Raw genomic sequence first — 18,079 nt, 5'->3', positions numbered from 1 at the left:
CACGCTCTATATTAGTGAGCCCGTTCGAGCATCATCTTCTTGATATGCGCGATTGCGGCCGCCGGGTTCAGACCCTTCGGGCAGGTTTTCGCACAGTTCATGATGGTGTGGCAGCGGTAAAGCTTGAAGCTGTCTTCCAGATCATCAAGACGCTCGCCGGTGGCCTCGTCGCGCGAGTCGATGATCCAGCGGTAGGCGTGCAGGAGTGCGGCCGGTCCAAGATACTTGTCGCCGTTCCACCAGTAGCTCGGGCAGGAGGTCGAGCAGCTGGCGCACATCACGCATTCATAAAGACCGTCGAGTTTCTTGCGATCCTCGATGGACTGACGCCATTCTTTTTCCGGACGGTTGGTCTTGGTCTCAAGCCAGGGCATGATCGAGGCGTGCTGGGCATAGAAATGCGTCAGATCCGGGATCAGGTCTTTCACCACCGGCATGTGCGGCAGCGGGAAGATGCGCACGTCGCCCTTGATCTCGTCGAGACCGTAGATACAGGCCAGCGTGTTGATCCCGTCGATATTCATTGCGCAGGAGCCACAGATGCCTTCGCGACAGGACCGGCGGAAGGTCAGCGTCGGGTCGATCTCATTCTTGATCTTGATCAGCGCGTCGAGAACCATCGGACCGCATTTGTCCATGTCGAGGAAATAGGTGTCCACCGACGGGTTCTTCTCGTCATCCGGGTTCCAGCGATAAATCTGGAACTTGCGGACATTGGTCGCGCCCTCAGGCTTCGGCCAGGTCTTGCCCGTCACGATCTTGGAATTTTTGGGAAGGTTAAACTGAACCATGGCCTGTTCCCCTAGTTTGACGCCGGACCAACCGGCAATGAGTTAAGTTTCGTAGCTGCCAGCGGTTTGGCAACAATATCGGACCGAAAGCGCAATATGACGGATGTCCGTGCGTCCCGTCCGATGAGATACCTTGTTAGGAGTGCGTCAGGCATAGATTGCCCTCTTACATTTATGCTCTTCCGGAAAAGCCTCCACAAGCCGCACCTGTGCCTGTTTCACACCATCCGCATATGAGATCGGGGCGACGCCCGTTTCCAGCACATGTTCGATCTGCTCCACCGGGATCGGCAACGGCAGGACGCGCCCGACCCCTGCGGCATAATCGTAAAATTTCAGCCGCGCACAGTCATGGTTACCATCAGGATCGAGCCAGACGTTCGGAACACCAAAGGCATCCGCGACGATCAGACCGTGCAGGCTCGACGAAAATACCGCCTCGCAGCCTGCAATCTGGCGCACCACATCAAGATGATTTTCCTGTGCCGGGTCGATAATCATCACTTCATCGCCAAGCCCGGCCAGTCGTTCGGCGGTTTCCGAGATTTTCGTGAAATGTGGAATGACCCCGATCCTGCCCGTCTTCGCGATTTTCTCGTCGAGAACCAGCGACATCAGCACCCCCGGATCTCCGAATACATCCGTCTTCAGACCGAGAATTTCACGCGTGATCGGTCCCCGCACCGCTGCAACGCGGATATGATCGACGAAATCGGTATTCATCGGGCGCAACGCACCGGAACCCCAGATCCAAGGTTGTCCTTCATTCCCGCGCCGGATCCCGCGCCGGACATCGAGCATGATACTGCCGATCGCGAAAATGTCTGCATTTGCAGCATTTTCACGCTTGATCTCCTGACCGGAGACATACGCCACCACATCCTCGGTAATCCTGTCGCCGAAGTTCGGGGTAGCAGCCCACCAATAGGTTCTCAACGGCATCACATGGCTCCCGATCAGTTTTGTGGTCGCTCCCCAGAGCGACCACAACTCCTATCCCCATACACTTTAGAACGTCCTCGCTTTCGGCGCGATCTTCTTGAGGCTGATGCCACCTTCTTCTTCGGTGGTCAGCGGGGCCTCGATGATCGGACGATAGCTGAGTTCGACATTGGTGCCATCGACACGGCTGATGGTGTGAATCCGCCAGTTCTTATCGTCGCGTTCCGGGTAATCTTCATGGGCATGCGCGCCACGGGATTCTTTCCGGGCTTCGGCGCCATGAATGGTCGCGAGAGCGTTCGGCATCAGGTTCGCCAGTTCGAGCGTTTCCATCAGGTCCGAGTTCCAGATCAGCGACCGGTCGGTCACGCCCAGATCGCCCATCTTGCCCGCCACGATGGTCATCTTCTCGACCCCCTCTTTAAGGGACTTGTCGGTCCGGAACACGGCGGCATCGGTCTGCATCGTGCGCTGCATCTCAAGCCGCAACTCGGCGGTCGGGATCGCACCCTTGGCGTAGCGCAGGCTGTCGAACCGGTCGAAAGCCTTCTCCACGGACGCCATATTCAGCTCCGGGTTCGGCGCTTTCGGATCGACGACCTGACCGGCGCGGATCGCGGCGGCACGGCCAAAGACCACGAGGTCAATGAGCGAGTTGGAGCCGAGACGGTTCGCCCCATGCACAGAGGCACAACCCGCCTCACCCACGGCCATCAGGCCCGGCACCACAGCGGTCGGATTGTCCGCCGTCGGGTTCAGAACCTCACCGTGATAGTTGGTCGGGATACCACCCATGTTGTAGTGCACCGTCGGCAGCACCGGGATCGGCTCTTTGGTTACATCCACACCGGCGAAGATTTTCGCAGACTCGGAAATGCCCGGAAGACGTTCCGCCAGCGCCTCGGCCGGAAGGTGGCTGAGGTTCAGGAAGATGTGGTCTTTATGTTCGCCCACACCACGACCTTCGCGGATTTCCATCGTCATCGAGCGGGACACGTAGTCACGCGGCGCGAGGTCTTTATAGGTCGGGGCATAGCGTTCCATGAAACGCTCGCCTTCGGAGTTGGTCAGATACCCGCCTTCGCCGCGCGCACCCTCGGTGATCAGACAGCCGGAGCCGTAGATGCCGGTCGGGTGGAACTGAACGAATTCCATATCCTGAAGCGCGAGACCCGCACGGGCCACCATACCGCCACCGTCGCCGGTGCAGGTGTGAGCCGAGGTCGCGGAGAAGAAGGCGCGGCCATAGCCGCCGGTCGCCAGAACGACCATCTTCGCGGAGAAGAGGTGGAAAGTTCCGTCATCGAGTTTCCAGCACAGAACGCCTTGGCACACACCGTCATCCGACATGATCAGGTCGATGGCGAAATATTCGATGTAGAATTCGGCGTTGTTTTTCACGGACTGGCCGTAAAGCGTGTGCAGGATGGCATGGCCGGTGCGGTCCGCGGCGGCACAGGTGCGCTGCACGGGCGGACCTTCCCCGAATTCGGTGGTGTGGCCACCAAACGGGCGCTGGTAGATCTTGCCTTCTTCTGTCCGGGAGAAGGGCACACCGTAGTGCTCAAGCTCATACACGGCCTTGGGCGCTTCCCGCGCGAGGTATTCCATCGCGTCGGTGTCGCCGAGCCAGTCGGAGCCCTTCACGGTGTCGTACATGTGCCACTGCCAGTTGTCCGGCCCCATGTTGGAGAGCGAGGCGGCGATCCCTCCCTGAGCGGCCACCGTGTGGGAGCGCGTCGGGAAGACCTTGGTCACACAGGCCGTGCGCAGGCCCTGTTCGGCCATGCCCAGCGTCGCACGCAGACCGGACCCGCCGGCGCCCACGACAACGACGTCATATTCGTGTGTTTCGTATTCGTATGCTGCTGTCATGTCAGTCGTCCTTCCCGCGCTCAGAGGATCGCGAGTTTCAAAATGGCGAAGAGACCGCTCAAAATCAGAGCGTAGCAGAAGCCCGCCACGGCAATGAGCGTCAGTTTGCGCTTGATGCCCCCGATATAGTCCTCAACGGCTTCGTCCACTTCAGTCTTCAGGTGGATCACACAGCCCACAAGGCTCAGCGCCATCGCAATCGCGATGAAGGGGTTGCTGAAATAGGCATAGACATCGGCCTGTTCGCGACCCACGGCGCTGCCGAACACAAAGATGAAGAACGGCACGAGAACGATCAGCGAGATCGACGTGGCAATGGTCAGCCAATGATGAGCAACACCGGAGCCCCCGGCGCCAAGACCCGTTGCACGTTTGCGGTCAGTCAGAAAATTCATATCCGGCCCCTCAGAAAATCAGAAAGAGAATGGCGGTCAGGACCGTCAGCACCGTTGCACCGATAAACATGCCCCAGCCCATCTTTTCGGAGGTCGGCACATCGAGGCAGTAGCCGAAGTCCCAGACCACGTGACGCAGACGACCAAGCAGGTGATACCAGAGCGCCCAGGCGGCGGCGAGCATCAGTATCTCACCGAAGATCGAGGAGAAAACGCTGTTGAAAGCAGCGAAAACGCTCGGGGAAGACGCGGCAGCCAACAACCAGCACACAGCCAGGAACACGGTTCCCAGAGAGGCGATTCCAGTGATCCGCACCATGATCGACGAGATCGAAGTCATCTGCGGGCGATAGTATTTTCCGAGCATGAAGGGAGAAAGCGGCCGGTTGCCGCGGTTCACATCAGCCATGGTGACGTCCTTTCACGAGTGATGCTGTAAGCTGGGTCCGTAATACTCTTTTCTATCCCCGAGTCACCACCCACTCGCCTACTGATAGCGCTAACAAGGTCTCTTTTCGGCGATTAATGTCGCCCAAAAGGCGCATTGTGATCACAAGCCTGAAAGTGTGATCACATATTTAGCGCTATCGGGTTTTCTTAGGGTTTTCATAGGATTTACTCAACACAACCGTCTCGAATTTACACCGAAAAAGGCCGCACGCGTCACGTACGGCCCGAATTTGCGATCACAAATTCAATAATTCGAATGAATCAGAGCGGCACCACCGCCCAGTAATCCAGATCGAGCAGAACATCGGGGTGATATTTGCCCTCTTCCGTTTTGTAGGCGAACGCCGGAGCGCCGTGTTTATGGGCCACCAAGCGCAAACGCAGCGCGCCGACACCGGGGGCAGAGGTCTCCGCCTTGTCGAGCACCTCGGTATAGGCCCGCACGGTATCGCCGACAAAACAAGGATTGGCATGCGCCCCACCATTGAGCCCCACGATCATCTGCGCATTGGCAAGCCCGTTGAACGACAAAGCCCGCGCCATGGAAATCACATGCCCGCCATAGATCAGCCGTTTGCCATCCTCGCGGTTGGTGGCATCGAAATGCACCTTGGCCGTGTTCTGCCAGAGCCGCGTGGCCATCATGTGCTCGGCCTCCTCGATGGTCACCCCGTCCACATGGTCGATCTTTTCACCGATCTCGTAATCCGCCCAGCGATGCTCTTCACCGGCCAATGTGAAATTGTACTGAAGGAAATCGAGTCCCTCGGGGATCACCAGATCCTCTGGTGCAACAACTTTCGACAGCTCCGGAATCACGGTCTCCGGCGCCGGCGCATCCAGATCGCGTTTGCGCACCATCACCCAACGAACATATTCCAGTACCGGTTCATCCCATTGATTGAGTCCCCACGTGCGCACATAGACCACGCCGGATTTGCCATTGGAATTCTGCTTCAGCCCGATCACTTCGGACACCGATCTCAGCGTATCGCCGGGATAGACCGGTTTCAGCCACCGCCCCTCGGCATAGCCAAGGTTCGCCACCGCGTTGAGCGAAATATCCGGAACGGTTTTACCGAAGACCACATGAAAGGCAATCAGATCGTCCAGCGGGCTTTTCTCCAGCCCGCAGTTTTCGGCAAACTCATCCGAGGAATAAAGCGCATGACGCGCCGGATAAAGCGCATGATAAAGCGCGCGCTCACCGCCCGACACAGTGCGCGGCACGGCATGTTCGATCACCTGCCCGATGGTGTAGTCTTCGAAAAATCGTCCCGGATTGGTTTTCACGCGACCTGCATTCACTCTAAAGTCCTCCCACTATAATTTCCCAAGCTTCACCTCGGGCGAATACTCCCCCTCGGCTTCCTTGATCACCGCCTGCGCGCAGCGCATCTTTCCCGTCGCCGCATCAAAGGCGTAGCTGGGAGACCCGTAAAGCGCCCAGCCCTTGTTCAGAGCCTCCGTCACCTTGTGACAAAAGGCCGACGTGTCTTCTTCGGTCAGCAACCTGTAGGCTTTCATCTCTCACCTCTTCATCCCGGAAATGGGTTGTACCCCAGCCAGATGTGAATCCCCGCGATTGCCGCGAAGACCACGAGAGAGATCAACACCAGCCGGATGTCCCCCGCAAGGCTGCCGTCTTTATAGGCCGCCGGCGTAGACTCCGCCCAGTTGATCAACGTCATCTCAGCAAAGGCCCAAACGATCATGCCCCCGAACAACACCAGTGAGGCTGCGTCCGAATTCACCAAGAGATGCGCCACACCCCATACGATGACCCCAGTCAGCATCGGATGCCGCATCTTGCCGCGTAACCGACTTTTGGACTGGCCGACACCAAAGAGGATCACCGCCAGCACCATCAAGAGGTTGTTGAGATGCCGCAGGTAAGGCGGCAGGGCATAGAGATCGTGCGTCTCCGTCATCCGAAAACCGACAACCATCAACACCAGCCCCGCCAGAATTCCAAGCCCCACCGGCCCCTTCCCCTTCTCGCCCATCCGCGCCCGCGCCCGCGCCTTTGGCGCCAGACGTTTGAACAGATGCGCTGCCACCCAAAGCAGCAGCCCGAGAATGAGAAGAGTCATGTGTTCACTCCATAGCTTTGATCGCATCCGCTTTGGCAAGCGTCGCCCGCGCCGTCACGATATGCAGATTCTCCACGATTTTCCCATCGACAACCGCCACGCCCTCGCCTTTCGCCTCGGCCTCCTCAAAAGCCGCGATCTGGCGCTTGGCAAGGTCGATCTCCGCCTCCGAGGGCGCGAAGGCCGCATTGGCAACCTCAAGTTGCGCCGGGTGGATCAGCGTCTTGCCGTCGAACCCCATATCGCGCCCCTGTTCGCATTCGAACCTGAGACCTTCTTCGTCCTTGAACGCATTGTAAACGCCGTCGAGGCAGATCACCCCATAGGCCCGCGCCGCGATCAGGCACATGTGCAGCCCGCCCATCATCGGCAGACGGTCGGCCCGGAACCGGGTGTTCAGCTCTTTCGCCAGATCGTTCGTCCCCATGACGAACCCCGCCATGCGCGGATGCGCGGCGATCTCGGCAGCGTTGAGCATCCCTTTCGGCGTCTCCATCATCGCCCAGAGCGGCACGTCGGGAATGGCCTGCGCCAGATCCTCGACCATCGCGGCGCTCTCGACCTTGGGCAAAAGAATCCCGTCGATCTCCATCCCCACGAAGGCCGCCACATCGTCGCGCCCCCATTCGGTATCAAAACCGTTGACCCGCACGATCCTGGCACGGTTGCCATAGCCGCCCACCGCCAGCGTCTCTTTCAGAAGTGCCCGTGCGTTGACTTTCTCATCCGGGGCCACCGCGTCTTCAAGATCGAACAGGATCGCGTCACAGGCCAGCCCCTTGGCCTTTTCCAGCGCGCGCTCTTTCGAACCGGGGATATAGAGGGCCGAGCGATAGGGACGGTTAGCGACTTGGGTCATTGATTCTTCTCCTCCGCAATATTGTTGCGCAAGAGGCCACAGAAACGCACCAATTCGCAAGGATAAATTTTCCGCAGCGCAGAAATCGGGACATCACGTCACAGAGCCGGAACAATTACCGTTCAGCCAACCAAGGCCTCCCAGATCAGCTTCCCACCCGTAATCACCAGAAACACATAGGCCATGCCGAAGAACAGTTTTTCCGGTACCTTGTGATGCATCCAGACCCCCACCAGCACGCCGATCACCGCCACCGGGATTAGCGTCAGATCCGCCACAAGCGACTCGTGGGTAAAAATCCCCACGAAAGCATAGGGGATCACCTTCATCAGGTTCACCGCCCAGAAGACCAGCACCGAAGTCGCCTGATAGGTAGTCTTATCCATGCGTTTCGACAGCATGTAGACTGCGGCGGGCGGACCGCCTGCGTGGCTGATGAAACTGGTGAGGCCCGTCACAGCGCCCCAGAAGAGACCTGCACCAGTGCCCAATTCCCGCTTCGGCGGATGGATCAGCCGGGCGGATTTCGCCAGTTGCCAGGCCACAAAGCCCAGCGCGACGACACCGATCAGGAATTTGAACACCTTTGGGTCAGCCACGCCATAGACCAGCGTACCGATCAGGATACCCGGCACCGCGCCAAGGATCAGTACCCCCGCCACACGCAAATCCCATTTGCGCCAGAACATCTTCACCGCGGTCACATCCATGACCATCAGAAGCGGCAACATCAGTCCCACCGCCTGTCCCGGACTGAGAATCAGAGCCAGAAACGGCGTCGCCGCAAAGGCCGCTGCGGAGCCGAAGCCACCCTTCGACATGCCCGCGAAAAGCACTGCGGGAATCGCGAAGAGATAGAAATGCAGATCGAGAGCCATGCGCGCCCCTTTTCAAAACTGTTCGGGTTTGCTGCGAAATCTCGAAGCGGTTAGCGATAACGCCAACAAAACCCGGGCAAGATGCCGCAGCGCAGACTTGCACGAACCGTTTCAAAGGGCTACCCATGCGCCAATCTCACACCAAAATTGGAGACAGATAAATGGCCCGACCCAAGATTGCCCTCATCGGCGCAGGTCAAATCGGTGGCACACTTGCACACCTTGCAGCCCTCAAAGAACTCGGCGACGTCGTTCTCTTCGACATCGCGGAAGGCACCCCGCAGGGCAAGGCGCTCGACATCGCGGAATCCGGTCCCTCCGAAGGTTTTGACGCAACGCTGAAAGGCACCACCGATTACGCCGACATCGCGGGCGCGGACGTCTGCATCGTCACCGCCGGTGTGCCGCGCAAACCGGGCATGTCCCGCGACGATCTGCTGGGCATCAACCTCAAGGTCATGAAATCCGTCGGCGAAGGCATCAAGGAAAACGCTCCTGATGCCTTTGTTATTTGTATCACCAACCCGCTCGATGCGATGGTTTGGGCGCTGCAACAGTACTCCGGCCTCCCGGCTGAAAAAGTCTGCGGCATGGCTGGCGTGCTTGACTCCGCCCGCTTCCGTCACTTCCTCTCCGTCGAGTTCGGCGTGTCCATGAAAGACGTCACCGCCTTCGTTCTCGGCGGCCACGGCGATACCATGGTGCCCTCCGTCCGTTACTCCACCGTTGGCGGCATCCCGCTGCCGGATCTGGTCGAAATGGGCTGGACCACGCAGGAGAAACTCGACGCAATCCTTCAGCGCACCCGTGACGGCGGCGCCGAAATCGTCGGCCTGCTGAAAACCGGTTCCGCCTTCTACGCTCCGGCGACCTCCGCCATCGAGATGGCCGAAGCCTACCTGAAAGACCAGAAACGCGTTCTGCCCTGCGCCGCGTACTGCAACGGCGAGATCGGCGTGGACGGTATGTACGTGGGTGTTCCGACCGTGATCGGCGCCGGCGGCATCGAAAAAGTCATCGACATCAAGCTCAACAAGGAAGAGCAAGTGATGTTCGACAAATCCGTGGACGCCGTGAAAGGTCTCGTCGAAGCCTGTAAAGCCATCGACAGCAACCTCGTCTGATCCGGCCCACATTCGAAACTGAAAAACCCGCGCTTTTCGGCGCGGGTTTTTCTTTGACCTGAAGAGCGGACAAAAGAAAACCGGGCCAAGCCCGGTTTCCGTCGTTTCACCGATCCTTTGGATCAGAACTTATAAGTCACACCGAAGTTCAGCGCATTGGTGATGATGTCGCTTTCGAGATTGCCGCCGCCATCGAGATCAACGTCGAGCTGGCTGTAGGTGCCCTTGTACTCGGTGAACAGATCCCAGCGGTCGTTCAACTCATAGCTCGCACCCAGCACCAACGCGACGGTCGGCCCGGCGATCTGATATTCGATCGTGTCGGTGTTCGCGGTCACCACCTCGACATGCGGGATGATGATCCCTGCGGAAACGCTCGCATAGGGGGTGATGTTGTTCCAAAGCCCCGGCCAGCGCCAGATCGGCCCCACGGTCAGGTTGTTCAGCCCGTCGGTGAATTCCAGCGTCGAAAATCCGTTCGCCGCCATATCGTCTTCGTCGGCATAAACCTTGCTGTGGGTGAAATCCGCGATCCAGCCGAAATTGTCCCGAACCCACCAGGTGCCACGAACACCGTAATAGGGCGGCATCGCAAAGCTCTTGCCTTCCCAACCCGTAGTGAAATCGAAATCGGCCACACCGTCGTTGCCCGATACGCCGCTGTGCGGCGCGGTTTGATAGCCACCGTAGACGGACAGGCTGAAATCACCTGCGGAGGCCAAAGCGGTCGACGCCATCAGCGCAACGCCAGCGAGTGTCGCCTTTGCAAGAACTTGCATGGGAAAGGGTCCTCTTCATCGAATCTCTTGATCCCCGGTTTATACCCGGAGCGGCCTGCGAGGCGAGATCACATTGCAGAAACTGACAATCCGTCACAGTCAGGACACATCTGTTCCTGACCTCCTTGCGGAGAGAATGGCCTCGTGAATAAAGGTTTCACCCCCCGCGCCAGATTCTCCGAAAGCGATTCTCGCCATTTGTGATCACACAAAACTTTGCTGTGATCACAAAAAACGAAAACACGCGCGTTTTACCGCCGAACACATAAAAAACCATTTCTTATGACCTGTTTCCGGTGGCATACACGGGACCAATCGAACCAGGGAGAGGATATCTCTAATGAACATCCACGAGTATCAGGCGAAAGCCCTTCTCAAGGAATACGGTGCCCCGGTCTCCGACGGGCGTGTCGTTCTCAACGCAGCCGACGCGAAAACCGCGGCGGGCGAGCTCGACGGTCCGCTGTGGGTCGTGAAAGCGCAAATCCACGCCGGTGGCCGCGGCAAAGGCTCTTTCAAGGAATCCGGCGCAGGTGAAAAAGGCGGCGTGCGCCTTGCCAAATCCGTCGAAGAAGCAGCGGAAGAAGCCAACCGCATGCTCGGTCACACGCTGGTCACGCACCAGACCGGCCCCGCTGGAAAACAGGTGAACCGCATCTACATCGAAGACGGCTCCGACATCGAACGCGAACTGTACCTCGCCCTGCTCGTCGACCGCCAGTCCTCCCGCGTCTCCATCGTAGCCTCGACCGAGGGCGGCATGGACATCGAGGAAGTCGCCGAGAAAACCCCGGAAAAAATCCTCTCCTTCTCCATCGACCCCGCGACCGGCCTTCAGGGCTTCCACGGCCGCCGCGTCGCATTCGCTCTGGGCCTCGAAGGCAAGCAGATCAAGCAATGTGCGCAGCTGATTTCGAACCTCTACCGTCTCTTCGTCGACAAGGACATGGAGATGCTGGAAATCAACCCGCTGATCGTGACCGACACGGGCGACCTGAAATGTCTCGACTGTAAAGCGGGCTTCGACGGCAACGCGCTCTACCGTCACCCGGACATCGTCGGCCTGCGCGACGAGACCGAAGAAGACCCGAAAGAACTCGCCGCCTCCCAGCACGACCTGAACTACATCGCGCTTGACGGTGAGATCGGCTGCATGGTGAACGGCGCGGGTCTCGCGATGGCCACCATGGACATCATCAAACTCTACGGCGCAGAACCCGCTAACTTCCTCGACGTGGGCGGCGGTGCGACCAAAGAGAAAGTGACCGAAGCGTTCAAGATCATCACCTCCGACGAGAACGTTAAAGGCATCCTCGTGAACATCTTCGGCGGCATCATGCGCTGCGATATCATCGCCGAAGGCGTGATCGCGGCCGTGAAAGAAGTGGGCCTCAAGGTTCCGCTCGTCGTCCGTCTCGAAGGCACCAACGTGGAGCTCGGCAAAGAGATCATCAACAACTCCGGCCTCGACGTGATCGCGGCGGACGATCTCAAAGACGGCGCCCAGAAAATCGTGAAAGCAGTGAAGGGCTAACAGACATGGCAATTCTCGTTAACGAAAACACCAAAGTCATCTGTCAGGGCTTCACCGGCTCGCAGGGCACCTTCCACTCGGAACAAGCCATCGCTTACGGCACCAAAATGGTCGGCGGCGTGACCCCGGGCAAAGGTGGCGCTGAACACCTCGGCCTGCCGGTCTTCAACTCCGTGCACGAAGCCAAGGCGAAAACCGAAGCCAATGCTTCCGTGATCTACGTGCCGCCGCCCTTCGCAGCGGATTCGATCCTTGAGGCCATCGACGCCGAGATGGAACTGATCATCTGCATCACCGAGGGCATTCCGGTGCTCGACATGATGAAGGTGAAACGCGCCCTGATGGACAGCAACTCGCGCCTGATCGGCCCGAACTGCCCGGGTGTCATCACCCCGGACGCCTGCAAAATCGGCATCATGCCGGGTCACATCCACCGTCGCGGTTCCGTCGGTGTGGTCTCCCGCTCCGGCACACTGACCTACGAGGCTGTGAAACAGACCTCCGATCTGGGCCTTGGCCAGTCCACCGCCGTGGGCATCGGCGGCGACCCGATCAAAGGCACCGAGCACATCGACGTCCTCGACATGTTCCTCGACGATCCGGAAACCCAGTCGATCATCATGATCGGTGAGATCGGCGGTTCTGCCGAAGAAGAAGCCGCCGAGTTCCTCGCCGAACAAAAGAAAAAAGGCCGCTGGAAGCCGGTTGCCGGTTTCATCGCCGGTCGCACCGCCCCTCCGGGCCGCCGCATGGGCCACGCAGGCGCCATCGTCGCCGGTGGCAAAGGCGATGCGGAATCAAAGATCGAAGCGATGAAATCCGCAGGCATCGTCGTCGCCGACAGCCCCGCCACTCTTGGCGAAGCTGTGCAGGCGGCGATTGCCAAGGGCTGAACGCGCCCCGCTCGCCTCACGGCGATGCGATTTGACAATAACGCCTGCGCCCTTTGAGAGAAGGGCGCAGGCATACCCACATAAGGCGACGCGTACCTGCCACTAAACGGAAACGCACCCCAAGCAAGGTCATGACGATGAACGACCAATCCCCGAACGACATTTTTCACGCCTCTTCCTTCATGCAGGGGCATAACGCGGAATACCTCGAACAGGTCTACGCGAATTACGTACAGGACCCCGCGTCGGTCGATGCATCCTGGGCGGAATTCTTTCAATCCCTGGGCGATGCCGCGAACGATGTCACCGCAGAAGCGGCGGGACCTTCCTGGGCGCGCATGGACTGGCCACCGGTGCCGAATGACGACCTGACCCACGCGCTCGACGGTCAATGGGCCGAACCGGTCGCCGCCGAGAAGAAGATCAAGGAAAAGGCCGTCGAGAAGGGCGTTGCCGTCTCCGAGGATCAGGTCAAACGCGCTGTGCTCGACTCGGTACGCGCGATCATGATCATCCGCGCCTATCGTATTCGCGGCCATCTGATCGCCGATCTCGATCCGCTGAAAATGCATGCCACGGAACCGCACCCGGAACTCGATCCGCGCTCCTACGGTTTTACCGAAGCCGACATGGATCGCCCGATCTTCATCGACAATGTGCTTGGGCTGACCCACGCCTCCATGCGTCAGATTCTCGACGTGCTCAAGCGCACCTATTGTGGCACTTTCGCGCTGCAATACATGCACATCTCCAACCCGGAAGAAGCGGGCTGGCTGAAAGAGCGCATCGAAGGTTTCGGCAAGGAAATTCAGTTCACCAAGAACGGCCGCCGCGCCATCCTGAACAAGCTGGTCGAGGCCGAGGGCTTCGAGAAATTCCTTCATGTGAAATACATGGGCACCAAACGCTTCGGCCTCGACGGTGGCGAAGCGCTGATCCCCGCCATGGAACAGATCATCAAACGCGGCGGCAGCCTCGGCGCGAAAGAGGTCGTGATCGGTATGCCCCACCGTGGCCGCCTGTCCGTGCTCGCCAACGTTCTGTCGAAACCCTACCGCGCGATCTTCAACGAATTCCAGGGCGGCTCCTTCAAACCCGAGGACGTGGACGGTTCCGGTGACGTGAAATATCACCTTGGCGCCTCCTCCGACCGTGAGTTCGACGGCAACAAGGTCCACCTCAGCTTGACCGCCAACCCCTCGCACCTTGAGGCGGTGAACCCGGTCGTGCTCGGCAAGGCGCGCGCCAAGACCGATCAGAACAACGATAAGGACCGTCACACGGTTATTCCGGTGCTGCTCCATGGTGACGCGGCCTTCGCCGGTCAGGGTGTGGTCGCGGAATGCTTCGGCCTCTCAGGCCTGCGCGGTCACCGCACCGGGGGCACAATCCACATCGTGGTGAATAACCAGATCGGTTTCACCACCGCGCCGCACTTTTCGCGTTCCTCGCCCTACCCGACCGACATCGCGCTGATGGTGGAAGCCCCGATCTTCCACGTCAACGGCGACGATCCGGAGGCCGTGGTGCACGCCGCGAAAGTGGCAACCGAGTTCCGTCAGAAATTCCACAAGGATGTGGTCATCGACATCTTCTGCTACCGCCGCTTCGGTCACAACGAAGGCGACGAGCCGATGTTCACCAACCCGCAGATGTACACCAACATCAAGCGGCACAAGACCACGCTTCAGCTTTACACCGAACGCCTCGTGGCCGATGGTCTCATCCCCGAGGGCGAGATCGAGGACATGAAAGCCGCGTTCCAGGCGCTTTTGAATGAAGAGTTCGAAGCCGGGAAGACGTTCAAACCGAACAAGGCCGACTGGCTCGACGGTCGCTGGTCGCACCTCGACAAAGAGGGCGAAGAGTATCAGCGCGGCCAGACCGCCATTTCGGAAGAGACCATGGCTCAGGTGGGGCGTGCTTTGAGCACCGCGCCGGAAGAGTTCAACATCCACAAAACCGTGGCCCGTCAACTCGAAGCCAAGGCGCATATGTTCGAAACCGGTGAAGGGTTCGACTGGGCGACCGGTGAAGCGCTAGCGTTCGGCTCGTTGCTGTCCGAAGGCTATCCGGTACGTCTCGCCGGTCAGGATTCGACCCGCGGCACCTTCTCCCAGCGCCACTCCGGCCTGATCGACCAGAAATCCGAAGAGCGCTACTACCCGCTCAACCATATCCGGGAGGGCCAAGCGCATTACGAGGTCATCGACTCGATGCTCTCGGAATATGCCGTGCTCGGGTTCGAATATGGCTACTCGCTGGCCGAACCGAATGCGCTCGTGATGTGGGAAGCCCAGTTCGGCGACTTCGCCAACGGCGCGCAGATCATGTTCGACCAGTTCATCTCCTCGGGCGAACGCAAATGGCTGCGGATGTCCGGTCTCGTGATGCTTCTGCCGCACGGATTCGAAGGTCAGGGCCCGGAGCACTCCTCCGCCCGTCTGGAGCGTTTCCTGCAAATGTCCGCCGAGGACAACTGGATCGTCGCGAACTGCACGACGCCCGCGAACTACTTCCATATCCTGCGTCGCCAGTTGCACCGCTCCTACCGCAAACCGCTCGTGCTGATGACACCGAAATCGCTTCTGCGTCACAAGTTGGCGACCTCGACCGCGAAGGATTTCCTCGAAGGCTCTTCCTTCCACCGCGTTCTCTGGGACGATGCCGATGCCAATTTCGGCACCGCGAAATCCGAGCTGAAACTCAAGGCGGACAAGGACATCAAGCGCGTCGTGATCTGCTCCGGCAAGGTCTATTACGACCTTCTGGAGGCCCGCGATGCCGCTGGCAAGGACGACACCTATATCCTGCGCCTCGAACAGTTCTACCCGTTCCCGGCCCTCTCCATGGTCAAGGAACTCGAACGCTTCAAACAGGCCGAGATCGTCTGGTGTCAGGAAGAGCCGAAGAATCAGGGCGGCTGGACCTTTGTCGAGCCGAATATCGAATGGGTGCTGACGCGCATCGGCGCCAAGCACACGCGCCCGGTCTATGCCGGACGTGCCGCCTCCGCCTCGCCCGCCACGGGTCTGGCGTCTCAGCACAAAGCACAACAAACGGCGCTCGTGAACGATGCGCTCAATATCGAAGGGTAATCACATGTCCGTTGAAGTCCGCGTCCCCACTCTGGGCGAGTCCGTCACCGAGGCCACCGTCGCCACCTGGTTCAAGAAACCGGGCGACACCGTGGCCGTCGATGAAATGCTCTGCGAGCTGGAAACCGACAAGGTGACCGTCGAGGTCCCTTCCCCTGCCGCTGGCGTTCTGGGTGAAATCGTCGCAGCCGAAGGCGAAACCGTCGGGGTCGACGCCCTGCTTGCCACGCTCAACGAGGAAGGCAACGCCGGTCCCGAGGAAGTCGCTCCGCGTCACCATTCCGAAATGATGGAAGAGAAACCGGTCGCGTCCGGCGCGTCCGAGACCGTCGACGTCATGGTGCCGACACTTGGCGAATCCGTGACCGAGGCCACCGTCGCCACCTGGTTCAAAGCCGTGGGTGACACGGTTGCCGCCGACGAAATGCTCTGCGAGCTGGAAACCGACAAGGTCTCCGTCGAAGTGCCCGCACCTGCCGCTGGCACCCTGACCGCGATCCTCGCAAATGAGGGCGACACTGTCGCTGCCGGTGGCAAACTGGCCGAGATGTCCTCTGGCGCGGGCGCCGTTGCCGCCACTCCGGCTACCGCTCCGGCCCCGGCCGCAACGACCGGTGGCAAGGACATCGAGAACGCCCCCTCCGCCAACAAGCTGATGGCGGAAAAAGGCATCAACCCGGCGTCTGTTTCCGGCACCGGCAAGGACGGGCGCATCATGAAAGAGGATGTGCTCAAGGCGATGACCTCCGCCCCGTCTGGCACGCCTGCTCCGGCCGCCGCTCCGCGTGCTCCGGTCCCGGCCGATGACGCCGCCCGCGAAGAGCGGGTGAAAATGACGAAACTCCGCCAGACCATCGCGCGCCGTCTGAAAGACAGCCAGAACACCGCCGCTATGCTCACCACCTACAACGAGGTGGACATGACCGAAGTGATGGCACTCCGGAACCAATACAAAGACCAGTTCGAGAAGAAACACGGCGTGCGCCTCGGCTTCATGTCCTTCTTCACCAAGGCCTGTGTCCATGCGCTGAAAGAAGTCCCCGAGGTGAACGCCGAGATCGACGGCACCGACATCGTCTACAAGAACTACGTCCACATGGGCGTGGCCGCAGGCACGCCGCAGGGCCTCGTCGTGCCGGTCATCCGTGACGCCGACAGCATGTCCTTCGCCGACATCGAGAAAGCCATCGCCGAGAAAGGCCGCAAGGCCCGCGACGGCAAGCTCTCCATGGCGGAAATGCAGGGCGGCACCTTCACCATCTCCAACGGCGGTGTCTACGGCTCGCTGATGTCGTCGCCGATCCTGAACCCCCCGCAGTCCGGCATCCTCGGCATGCACAAGATTCAGGACCGTCCGATGGCCATCAACGGCCAGGTCGTCATCCGCCCGATGATGTACCTCGCCCTGTCCTATGACCACCGTATCGTCGACGGCAAAGGCGCCGTGACCTTCCTCGTGCGCGTCAAAGAAGCGCTGGAAGACCCGCGTCGTCTGTTGATGGATTTGTAAGACTATGGATGCGCTGGCTTCGGCTTTCGAGGAGGTGGGAGTTGAACACTTCTCATCGAATGAACCGGACCATTGGTGCGCCGAAGGGGCACTAATGCTCTTGGCCGATGTCAGCGCGGCCTTCAAGGGAGACCAGTCCAGTGACGGATACATCGCTGCAAGTGGTGTCTTCGCCCTAGTTTTTTGCGATCACTTCATCCGCTTGGCGACAGCAAACAAAGAAAATGCTGCGATTTTTGCTCTCAAAGCACTAGGCTTCGGCAACGAAGAAATTCGCGAACGGGTCCCGATTATGGATTTCTATGAGACCCTCCAAGACTCGTCTCCCAATCTATTAAACGAAATTGGGCAAGGGTGCGCACAATGGGTTTTAGCGCCTAATTCAGAGTCGTTGCGCCCTCTGCGGTCGCTGTTCATAGCTCTGGCGGATGGCTTGGAATGACCCCCCTCCTCACCCTCCTCGCCCTCGCAGGCCTTTTGCACATCGCGCAATTCGTGGTGGCCTCTTACATGGCGAATGTCGATCTGGGGCCGGGCTACACCACCTCGCCCCGCGACCGGGCGCCAAGCCGCGAGATGCGCAAGACCACGAGCCGGATGCTGCGCGCCTACGACAATCACATTCAGATGTTCCCCTTCTTCGCCGCGGGCGTGTTCCTGATCCACCTGACGGATCAGTCGAGTGCCCTCACCCTCGGCATGGCCTGGGTCTATCTGATCGCAAGGGTGCTCTACGTGCCCGCCTATGCCCTCGGCTGGCAGCCGTGGCGGAGCTACATCTGGATGCTCGCCATGACCTGCTGCGCCATTCTGTTCATCGCCGCGCTGATCTGAGCGGGCTCAAGATACTGACCAAGG

General features: G+C 59.5%; 18 protein-coding genes. 7 read left to right on the top strand and 11 right to left on the bottom strand.

Annotation, left to right across the window (positions count from 1 at the left end; all coding sequences use genetic code 11):
• Positions 1 to 11: 11 nt before the first annotated feature.
• The 10 genes from C8N42_RS12725 to C8N42_RS12680 form a co-directional block, all read right to left on the bottom strand.
• Positions 12 to 791 (bottom strand): succinate dehydrogenase iron-sulfur subunit, encoded by a 780-nt coding sequence (locus C8N42_RS12725; protein ID WP_107816951.1) that lies wholly within the window; start codon positions 789 to 791, stop codon positions 12 to 14.
• Positions 792 to 938: 147 nt separating this feature from the next.
• Entirely contained in the window at positions 939 to 1,733 is a 795-nt protein-coding gene (locus C8N42_RS12720) for a polysaccharide pyruvyl transferase family protein (RefSeq protein WP_107816950.1), read from the bottom strand.
• Between the two features lie 66 nt (positions 1,734 to 1,799).
• On the bottom strand, positions 1,800 to 3,608 hold the full coding sequence (sdhA, locus tag C8N42_RS12715; RefSeq protein WP_107816949.1) for a succinate dehydrogenase flavoprotein subunit: 1,809 nt from the start codon (positions 3,606 to 3,608) through the stop codon (positions 1,800 to 1,802).
• Between the two features lie 20 nt (positions 3,609 to 3,628).
• Positions 3,629 to 4,003 (bottom strand): succinate dehydrogenase, hydrophobic membrane anchor protein, encoded by a 375-nt coding sequence (gene sdhD, locus C8N42_RS12710; protein WP_107816948.1) that lies wholly within the window; start codon positions 4,001 to 4,003, stop codon positions 3,629 to 3,631.
• A gap of 10 nt (positions 4,004 to 4,013) precedes the next feature.
• Positions 4,014 to 4,412: a succinate dehydrogenase, cytochrome b556 subunit gene (sdhC, locus tag C8N42_RS12705; protein WP_107816947.1), complete on the bottom strand. Its 399-nt coding sequence runs from the start codon at positions 4,410 to 4,412 to the stop codon at positions 4,014 to 4,016.
• A 302-nt stretch (positions 4,413 to 4,714) separates the two neighbouring features.
• Positions 4,715 to 5,746: a MaoC family dehydratase gene (locus tag C8N42_RS12700; protein ID WP_107817031.1), complete on the bottom strand. Its 1,032-nt coding sequence runs from the start codon at positions 5,744 to 5,746 to the stop codon at positions 4,715 to 4,717.
• 30 nt (positions 5,747 to 5,776) lie between these two features.
• On the bottom strand, positions 5,777 to 5,980 hold the full coding sequence (locus C8N42_RS12695; RefSeq protein ID WP_107816946.1) for a DUF1737 domain-containing protein: 204 nt from the start codon (positions 5,978 to 5,980) through the stop codon (positions 5,777 to 5,779).
• Between the two features lie 11 nt (positions 5,981 to 5,991).
• Positions 5,992 to 6,546, bottom strand: a complete 555-nt coding sequence (locus C8N42_RS12690; RefSeq protein ID WP_107816945.1) for an NnrU family protein — start codon at positions 6,544 to 6,546, stop codon at positions 5,992 to 5,994.
• A 4-nt stretch (positions 6,547 to 6,550) separates the two neighbouring features.
• On the bottom strand, positions 6,551 to 7,405 hold the full coding sequence (locus C8N42_RS12685) for an HpcH/HpaI aldolase/citrate lyase family protein (protein WP_107816944.1): 855 nt from the start codon (positions 7,403 to 7,405) through the stop codon (positions 6,551 to 6,553).
• Positions 7,406 to 7,527: 122 nt separating this feature from the next.
• A complete protein-coding gene (locus tag C8N42_RS12680; RefSeq protein WP_107816943.1) occupies positions 7,528 to 8,283 on the bottom strand; it encodes a sulfite exporter TauE/SafE family protein in 756 nt (251 codons plus the stop codon).
• Positions 8,284 to 8,444: 161 nt separating this feature from the next.
• On the opposite strand from C8N42_RS12680, the gene mdh reads away from it, so the two are divergent.
• Positions 8,445 to 9,407 carry a malate dehydrogenase gene (gene mdh, locus C8N42_RS12675; RefSeq protein WP_107816942.1) on the top strand — a complete coding sequence of 321 codons (963 nt, stop codon included), beginning with the start codon at positions 8,445 to 8,447 and terminating at the stop codon, positions 9,405 to 9,407.
• Positions 9,408 to 9,529: 122 nt separating this feature from the next.
• On the opposite strand, the gene C8N42_RS12670 is transcribed toward mdh, so the two are convergent.
• Complete coding sequence (locus C8N42_RS12670; protein ID WP_107816941.1) at positions 9,530 to 10,186, bottom strand: outer membrane protein; 657 nt, start codon at positions 10,184 to 10,186, stop codon at positions 9,530 to 9,532.
• A gap of 340 nt (positions 10,187 to 10,526) precedes the next feature.
• Here C8N42_RS12670 and sucC point away from each other — a divergent pair, with 340 nt between their 5' ends.
• From sucC to C8N42_RS12640, 6 genes are all read left to right on the top strand, one after another.
• Positions 10,527 to 11,720 carry an ADP-forming succinate--CoA ligase subunit beta gene (sucC, locus tag C8N42_RS12665; protein WP_107816940.1) on the top strand — a complete coding sequence of 398 codons (1,194 nt, stop codon included), beginning with the start codon at positions 10,527 to 10,529 and terminating at the stop codon, positions 11,718 to 11,720.
• A gap of 5 nt (positions 11,721 to 11,725) precedes the next feature.
• Positions 11,726 to 12,613, top strand: coding sequence for a succinate--CoA ligase subunit alpha (gene sucD, locus C8N42_RS12660; protein ID WP_107816939.1), 888 nt, complete (start codon positions 11,726 to 11,728; stop codon positions 12,611 to 12,613).
• A 137-nt stretch (positions 12,614 to 12,750) separates the two neighbouring features.
• Positions 12,751 to 15,711 carry a 2-oxoglutarate dehydrogenase E1 component gene (locus tag C8N42_RS12655; protein WP_107817030.1) on the top strand — a complete coding sequence of 987 codons (2,961 nt, stop codon included), beginning with the start codon at positions 12,751 to 12,753 and terminating at the stop codon, positions 15,709 to 15,711.
• A gap of 4 nt (positions 15,712 to 15,715) precedes the next feature.
• Positions 15,716 to 17,221 carry a 2-oxoglutarate dehydrogenase complex dihydrolipoyllysine-residue succinyltransferase gene (gene odhB, locus C8N42_RS12650; RefSeq protein WP_107816938.1) on the top strand — a complete coding sequence of 502 codons (1,506 nt, stop codon included), beginning with the start codon at positions 15,716 to 15,718 and terminating at the stop codon, positions 17,219 to 17,221.
• A gap of 4 nt (positions 17,222 to 17,225) precedes the next feature.
• A complete protein-coding gene (locus tag C8N42_RS12645; protein ID WP_107816937.1) occupies positions 17,226 to 17,663 on the top strand; it encodes a hypothetical protein in 438 nt (145 codons plus the stop codon).
• Positions 17,660 to 18,055 carry an MAPEG family protein gene (locus C8N42_RS12640; protein WP_107816936.1) on the top strand — a complete coding sequence of 132 codons (396 nt, stop codon included), beginning with the start codon at positions 17,660 to 17,662 and terminating at the stop codon, positions 18,053 to 18,055. Before C8N42_RS12645 ends, C8N42_RS12640 begins: the two co-directional genes overlap by 4 nt.
• The last annotated feature ends 24 nt before the right edge of the window (positions 18,056 to 18,079 follow it).

Source organism: Celeribacter persicus (genome assembly GCF_003050785.1).
GTDB lineage: Bacteria > Pseudomonadota > Alphaproteobacteria > Rhodobacterales > Rhodobacteraceae > Celeribacter > Celeribacter persicus.
The sequence above is the reverse complement of the archived record's forward strand: the minus strand, read 5'-3'. Positions and strand labels throughout refer to the sequence as shown.